The sequence below is a fragment of the Clostridium sp. C2-6-12 genome, from assembly GCF_009928485.1.
GTDB lineage: Bacteria > Bacillota > Clostridia > Clostridiales > Clostridiaceae > Clostridium.
On sequence record NZ_JAABNP010000077.1, the window covers coordinates 1 to 6,477 of the forward strand.

A 6,477-nucleotide genomic window follows, 5' to 3' on the forward strand; every position below is an offset into this window, starting at 1 on the left:
TTTATTTTATCACTTAAATTACGCTACCGCTACGCGTCGATTCTTTGACGCTTACAATAAAGATGCTGTTTTTTATATGAACTAGAATCATATAGAAATCAGCATCTTTATTTATTTTAATATACTTTAAGCATTAGTGAAAGTGTAACTTGATTTGATTCTTCTATAATATCAAAGGCTCCATTATATTTATTTACAACATCCTCTATATTTGAAAGCCCAATACCGTGATTTAACTTATCAGATTTACTTGTAATTATTTCAGTACGATTATAAGATATCTTTTCGGAATTTGAATTTATTATTTCTATAATCAAATATAATCCTCTAACATAAGATTTTATTGATATAAATTTATGAATACTGTTAATTTTTCTGCAAGCTTCAATAGAATTATCCAAAGCATTGCTTAAAAGTACACATAAATCAACAGAATCTAATGAGGTGTTTTGTGGAATTAAAAACTCACAGTGAAAATCTATTTCTTCTGCTTTAGAAATATTATATTTTTCATTAATTATTGCATCGCATATTGGATTCCCTGTTTTAATTTTGAAATCTAATTTGCTTACAGTATTACTTATTTTATATAGGTACTTTTTTATCTCTTCAAAGTTATTAGTATCTGCTAGATTTTTTAAGCAGGAAATATGATTATTCATATCATGAATTACTTTTCGTATTCCTAAGTATATATTATCAATATTTTTTATATGATTAAGCTGCATTTCAAATTGTTGTTTTATTAGTATACTTTTATATTTATAATCTTCAGACTCAATCATTTTTTTAAAGGTATAAGCACTAATTGGAATCGTAAATAAAAATAGGCAACATATAAAAGGTAAAATCAAATAGTATGATTTTGAAACAATATTAGGTAAATAATATGTTGTGTTATTTATTTGAATTTCTTGTATAAAATAAAAAATCAATGCTAGTCCATAACCGATAAGCAGGGGAGGAGCAAATGTAAGCTTTGAAACCAAGTCAATGATTTATTATTAAAAGTCAAATATTTCATAATTCTTTTTAGTAATATATATAATATTGAAAAATCAAAAATATATGTAATTATGTTATGAATTAAGTTAACAATCATATGTTGAATAAATGACATTTCAATATTATTAATAATAGGAGCTATCCAAAATTCAAATGGAAATAATATTAAGCTTGTAAGCAATAATATAGAATTTTCAACGATAATTGCATAAATTTTAATTATTAGATTTCCTTCACATATAAAGAATAAAATCATTAGTAACCACAAGTTACTTATAGCTATTCGTAGGGTATTGGGTACAAGGTCACCAGAAATATAATCAATAGTAAATAGGGGTAAAGTCAATATAACGTAAATCCACGGACTTTTTTTCAATCCTAGAAAATTCTTATGAAAATTATATCTAATCAAATATAAAATGGGTGCTGTTAAGACAATGCCTAGTATATCTATAAGGCGAACAATTGAATTTTTATCCATAAATTATAACCCCTCGTTTTTCAGGTAATACATAAAGGCTTTCGAAAAATCTGCTAATTTATATCTTGAAATAAATACTTTTTCTGAATTTTTAAGAGTTATAAAAGTATTATCAAAGCTTTGAACATATTTTAAATTAACAATAAAACTCTTATGACACCTAAAAAAATCATCTTGCATCAGCTCAACTTCTAAGTCTGATATTTTATAGTAATATTCTATTACATCATATGTAGTATGAATTTTAATTTTCCTTTGCTCGGATTCTATGTACTGAATATCCTTTAAATAAATTTTTGTTAAGGAATTATTGATTTTTGCTATTAAAAATTTATCTTTTGGTGATAGGGATTTTATTGCATTAAAAAGAACTTTTTCAAATTTCATTTCATCAATAGGTTTTATGAGATAATGAAAAGCATTTACATCAAAAGCATCATAAACATAATTTTTATAACCAGTTGTAAAGATTATTATTGGATTTTCATTAAATGTTCTAATTTTTTTTGCTATATCTATACCTGAAATAGTATCCATTTCTATATCTAAAAAATAAATATGATAATCACCTAAAGATGAAAGAAGTTTTTCACCTGAGCAAAATTCAAATAGTTCATATTTTTTATTAATTGAAGCTAATCCTTTTTTTATTAGATTTGCAATACTGTGTCTTTGAATAATATCATCTTCACATATAGCTATTTTTAGCATGGATCTCTTCCTTTCTAAAATATAATATCTACAAGTCTGAAATTACATTTCTCGTAGGAAATTATATCACTAAATGTCAGCATAATACAAAAAACTTTAGCCTGATAATTTTTTTGCAGGTTAAAGTTTTTTGTATTCTCTACATCATTGAATTAACTTTTGCGCCATTAATTTCATGAGTGTCTTTCTTGTTTTCTTCATAAAGCTTAATTGTTTCTAATAAATTTAAATCATCAATTGATTTTGGAGAATTATGATCAGTTGAATTTTCTTTATTAGAATCACTTTTATCAGCATTAGTAGCATTATTATTAGAATTTAACTTTTGATTTTTATTAGCAATTATAGTTTCATTACTAGCAGTAGAATCATCTAAGTTTTCTTCGATTTTTTTTTCAATATTTTTAATATTATCTCCTAATTTAGCAGCACGTTCCCTTTTCCTAACAGGATTAAGACCTCTACGTTCATCAATTTTTATTTCGCTTTCTAAAACTCTCTTTTCACCAGAAGCAGAAGTTTTCATATGAGAAAGATTTTTTGCTTCTGAAATGTTATTTGAAAGGCTTACAAGATGATTCATCATATGGTCACTATTTTCTATTTCAGAATTAACTTGTGTTTTGTTTCCACTAGGATTATTATCTGATTTATTCGTTTTTTTATCTTTATCTTTTTCTTTTAATTGATCATCTTTACCCATTGATTTTTTCTGTTCTTCTAATTTGAGTTCATTAATTTGTTTATCGATGTCTGAAATTTGTTTATCATATTCCTCCATTTTATTTTTAATAGAATCTGCAGATTCATTTTTAGCAAGGGCATTTTCTAAATATTTTTGCTTACTATCAAATATATTTTGCTTCTGCTCCATTAAATGTTGCAAAGGATCGTTTTTCTTAATTGAAACACTGCCATTATTTTTTTCTAATGTATTATTATTTTTTGATTTTAATATGTTAGAAGCATTAGAATCACTATCAGAACGTGATAAGTGAAAGCTATGCTGATTTAGTAAAGAATTTGTTATCATAATTTATTCCTTCCTTCTTTCATAAAACTATATATTTATTTATCGTTCATTCATAATAAAATGATACTATTTTGTAGTAAATAGTAGGTAATTTGTAATAAGTAGTATGTTGAGAGATACCCATTAAAAAATATATTATTTTAGTAAAATACTAATTTATACTTGAAAAATCCACGTAATAATGATATTCTTAACTATATGATAAACAATTTCAATTAGGAGATGATATTATGAGTTTGTGCAATTTGAAATTAGGAGAAAAAGGAATAATTTCATCCATTAATGGAGATTCAAAATTAATAAAAAGATTATTTGCATTAGGCTGCATTGAAGGTACTGAAGTTGAACTTAGAAGACGTGCGCCTCTTGGTGATCCAATAATTATAAATTTTAGAGGTTTTGATTTAGCTATTAGAAAAAAGGATGCTGTAAATATAATCCTAAAGAAATAAGTTATTAATATAGAAGTTAATATAAATAATATTATTTAATTAGATTATAAGCAAAATAGAGGGGACTAAATAATTATGATAAATGTAGCTTTACTTGGTAATCCTAATGTAGGAAAAACCACATTGTATAATGCATTAACAGGTTCAAATCAATATGTGGGAAATTGGCCAGGTGTTACTGTTGATAAAAAAGAAGGTTTTTTAGATAACAATGTAAAAGTTATTGATTTACCTGGAATATATGCTATGGATACTTTTTCTAACGAAGAAAAGGTTTCTAAAAGATTTTTAGAGGAAGGAAATGTAGATTTAATATTAAATATTGTAGATGCATCTAACCTTGCTAGAAATTTATATTTAACAACTCAATTAAAGCAATTTAATAAGCCTATTATTTTAGCTTTAAATATGATTGATATTTGTGAGGCTAAGGGAATAGAAATTGATTATAATAAATTATCTGAAGAATTAAATGTAGAAGTAATTCCAATTGTAGCAGGTAAAAATATAGGTCTTGATAAGATTATTGAAAGAGTAAAAAGAGGAGACTTTAATTTACCTCATGATTGTGATAAATATAATTTTGCAAATGAAAAAGAAGCTTATGATTTTATCGAAGAAGTTTTAAGCAGAAGTATAAAAAAACATGCAGATAAAAAAGAGTCAACTTCTGAAAAATTAGACAAATGGGTATTGCATCCGTTTTTTGCTTATCCTATTTTTATATTGTTGATGGCCCTAATGTTTGAAGTAACCTTCTCTTGGGTGGGGCAACCTATTTCAGATTTATTAGATAGTTTTTTAAATGATACGTTTATACCAGGTGTTAGTGATATGCTTATTAATACATCTCCATGGTTTAAATCTCTCATTGTAGATGGAATCATTTCTGGAGTTGGAGGTATACTTGTATTATTACCAATAATTCTAGTGTTATTTGTATGTATAACTATATTAGAAGATAGCGGTTATATGGCTAGAGTTGCATTCATGATGGACAAACTTATGAGAAAAATGGGACTTTCGGGTAAAGCATTTATTCCCATGATAATAGGTTTTGGATGTACTGTTCCAGCAATAATGACAGCTAGAACCTTAGAAAGTGAAAAGGATAGAAAATTAACAGCACTTCTTGTACCTTTTATGTCCTGTAATGCTAGACTTCCTGTATATACTGTTTTTGCAGCAGTTTTTTTCGAAACTCATAGAGGACTTGTAGTTTCATCTTTATATTTACTTGGAGTAATAGTTGCATTTTTACTAGGAATATTATTTAAAAATACATATTTTAAAAAGGATGAAGAACCTTTTATTATAGAAATACCAGAATATAAAATGCCTAAACTTTCCTCAATTTATAAACAAACTAAAGATAAGGCAATGGATTTTATAAAGAAGGCTGCAACAATTATTTTTGCAATGAGTGTAGTTGTTTGGTTTTTATCTAATTTTAACCTAAGCGGAATGGTTTCAGAAGTAAATGATAGTTTACTTGCATCAATTGGAGGAATAATAGCTCCTGTATTTGGACCACTTGGGTTTGGAAATTGGCAATCGGCTGTATCGCTTATATCTGGACTCCTTGCTAAGGAATCAGTATTAGCGTCAATGCAAGTAATATATTCGGGGGATTTATCTCTAATTTTACCAGAGCATTTTACAAATCTTTCAGCTTATGCTTTTTTGGTATTTATATTACTTTATACTCCTTGTATATCAGTAATAGGAACTATGAAAAAGGAGTATGGTACTAAATTAACATTGTTTTCAATATTCTTTCAGTTAGTTGTTGCATGGATAGCTGCATTTTTAATTTTTAATATAGGCAGTTTAATATTATAGAATTAATTACAATAAAGCTTATTTCTTATAGTTTTATAATGGGAAGGTGAAGCTAAATGTTTGAAATAATAATCACTGTTATAATTGTAGCCTTAGCTGGAATTATAATATTTAGGTCCTTAAGGAATTCTTCAAAAGGTAAGTGTAATTGTGGCTGTAGTGGCTGCAAAGCAAAAAATGCATGTTCGGAATTAGAAAAAGATCATAAAGCAAATTAATTTAGCTCTCATTAGAAACGAAAGTTTTTAATGAGAGTTTTTACTAGAAAATATTACATTTTCACAGATGACAAATATATAGTATAATAGGCATATTCAAGGAAATGACAGAATTAAATAGGAGTAAAAAAATGAATTATAAAACACATATAAATGGCGGCATATTAGTAGGACTATATGTGAGTATACAAATGCAAAATAAGCCTTTAATCCCTACGGGGGTTTTACTTGGAGGAGCATTGCTAGGAAGTTTGCTTCCTGATATTGATCATAGAAATAGTTATATTGGTAGAAAAGTAAAGACAGCTTCTAAAGCAATAAATAAGTTGGCAGGTCATAGAAAATTATTTCATGCACCTCTTGTTTATTTGCTTTTATATTCAATAGGACTTGGGATGATTAAAGATAATTTATTACTTATGGGCATAAATGGATTGTTCCTTGGAATATTATCTCATTTAATATTAGATAGTTTTACTATAGGAGGATTACCTTGGTTTTATCCATTAAGTAAAAAGAGATTTTCATTAGCTGGAATTAAAACAAATAGTAAATTAGAAGATATATTGTGTGGAATTTTAATATGCCTAAATATAGGAATAATACTGGATATACTTCACATAACTTCAATATTTACATTTACCCAAAAATAAAACTTAATCATTAGCAAATCATTTTTTTTAATCGAGTAGGAGCTAAATAATTATTTTATTTAGCGTCCTCTCACACCACCGT

General features: G+C 26.3%; 8 protein-coding genes. 4 read left to right on the forward strand and 4 right to left on the reverse strand.

What is annotated here, in order from left to right:
- Positions 1–116: 116 nt before the first annotated feature.
- From GXK56_RS28460 to GXK56_RS27325, 4 genes are all read right to left on the reverse strand, one after another.
- Entirely contained in the window at positions 117–785 is a 669-nt protein-coding gene (locus GXK56_RS28460; protein ID WP_243156289.1) for an ATP-binding protein, read from the reverse strand.
- Positions 786–937: 152 nt separating this feature from the next.
- Positions 938–1,486 carry a hypothetical protein gene (locus GXK56_RS28465; protein ID WP_243156290.1) on the reverse strand — a complete coding sequence of 183 codons (549 nt, stop codon included), beginning with the start codon at positions 1,484–1,486 and terminating at the stop codon, positions 938–940.
- Between the two features lie 3 nt (positions 1,487–1,489).
- On the reverse strand, positions 1,490–2,197 hold the full coding sequence (locus tag GXK56_RS27320) for a LytTR family DNA-binding domain-containing protein (protein ID WP_160693438.1): 708 nt from the start codon (positions 2,195–2,197) through the stop codon (positions 1,490–1,492).
- 139 nt (positions 2,198–2,336) lie between these two features.
- Positions 2,337–3,230 (reverse strand): hypothetical protein, encoded by an 894-nt coding sequence (locus GXK56_RS27325; RefSeq protein WP_160693440.1) that lies wholly within the window; start codon positions 3,228–3,230, stop codon positions 2,337–2,339.
- 230 nt (positions 3,231–3,460) lie between these two features.
- Here GXK56_RS27325 and GXK56_RS27330 point away from each other — a divergent pair, with 230 nt between their 5' ends.
- The 4 genes from GXK56_RS27330 (at position 3,461) to GXK56_RS27345 (ending at position 6,395) form a co-directional block, all read left to right on the forward strand.
- A complete protein-coding gene (locus GXK56_RS27330; protein ID WP_160693442.1) occupies positions 3,461–3,682 on the forward strand; it encodes a ferrous iron transport protein A in 222 nt (73 codons plus the stop codon).
- A 75-nt stretch (positions 3,683–3,757) separates the two neighbouring features.
- On the forward strand, positions 3,758–5,524 hold the full coding sequence (gene feoB / locus GXK56_RS27335; RefSeq protein ID WP_160693444.1) for a ferrous iron transport protein B: 1,767 nt from the start codon (positions 3,758–3,760) through the stop codon (positions 5,522–5,524).
- Between the two features lie 56 nt (positions 5,525–5,580).
- On the forward strand, positions 5,581–5,742 hold the full coding sequence (locus tag GXK56_RS27340; RefSeq protein WP_160693446.1) for a FeoB-associated Cys-rich membrane protein: 162 nt from the start codon (positions 5,581–5,583) through the stop codon (positions 5,740–5,742).
- Between the two features lie 131 nt (positions 5,743–5,873).
- Positions 5,874–6,395 (forward strand): metal-dependent hydrolase, encoded by a 522-nt coding sequence (locus GXK56_RS27345; RefSeq protein WP_160693448.1) that lies wholly within the window; start codon positions 5,874–5,876, stop codon positions 6,393–6,395.
- Positions 6,396–6,477: the final 82 nt, after the last annotated feature.

Coding starts and splice junctions, on each gene's coding strand:
- GXK56_RS28460 (WP_243156289.1), bottom strand. CDS start 785: ATGATTGAGTCTGAAGATTATAAATATAAAAGTATACTAATAAAACAA.
- GXK56_RS28465 (WP_243156290.1), bottom strand. CDS start 1,486: ATGGATAAAAATTCAATTGTTCGCCTTATAGATATACTAGGCATTGTC.
- GXK56_RS27320 (WP_160693438.1), bottom strand. CDS start 2,197: ATGCTAAAAATAGCTATATGTGAAGATGATATTATTCAAAGACACAGT.
- GXK56_RS27325 (WP_160693440.1), bottom strand. CDS start 3,230: ATGATAACAAATTCTTTACTAAATCAGCATAGCTTTCACTTATCACGT.
- GXK56_RS27330 (WP_160693442.1), top strand. CDS start 3,461: ATGAGTTTGTGCAATTTGAAATTAGGAGAAAAAGGAATAATTTCATCC.
- feoB (WP_160693444.1), top strand. CDS start 3,758: ATGATAAATGTAGCTTTACTTGGTAATCCTAATGTAGGAAAAACCACA.
- GXK56_RS27340 (WP_160693446.1), top strand. CDS start 5,581: ATGTTTGAAATAATAATCACTGTTATAATTGTAGCCTTAGCTGGAATT.
- GXK56_RS27345 (WP_160693448.1), top strand. CDS start 5,874: ATGAATTATAAAACACATATAAATGGCGGCATATTAGTAGGACTATAT.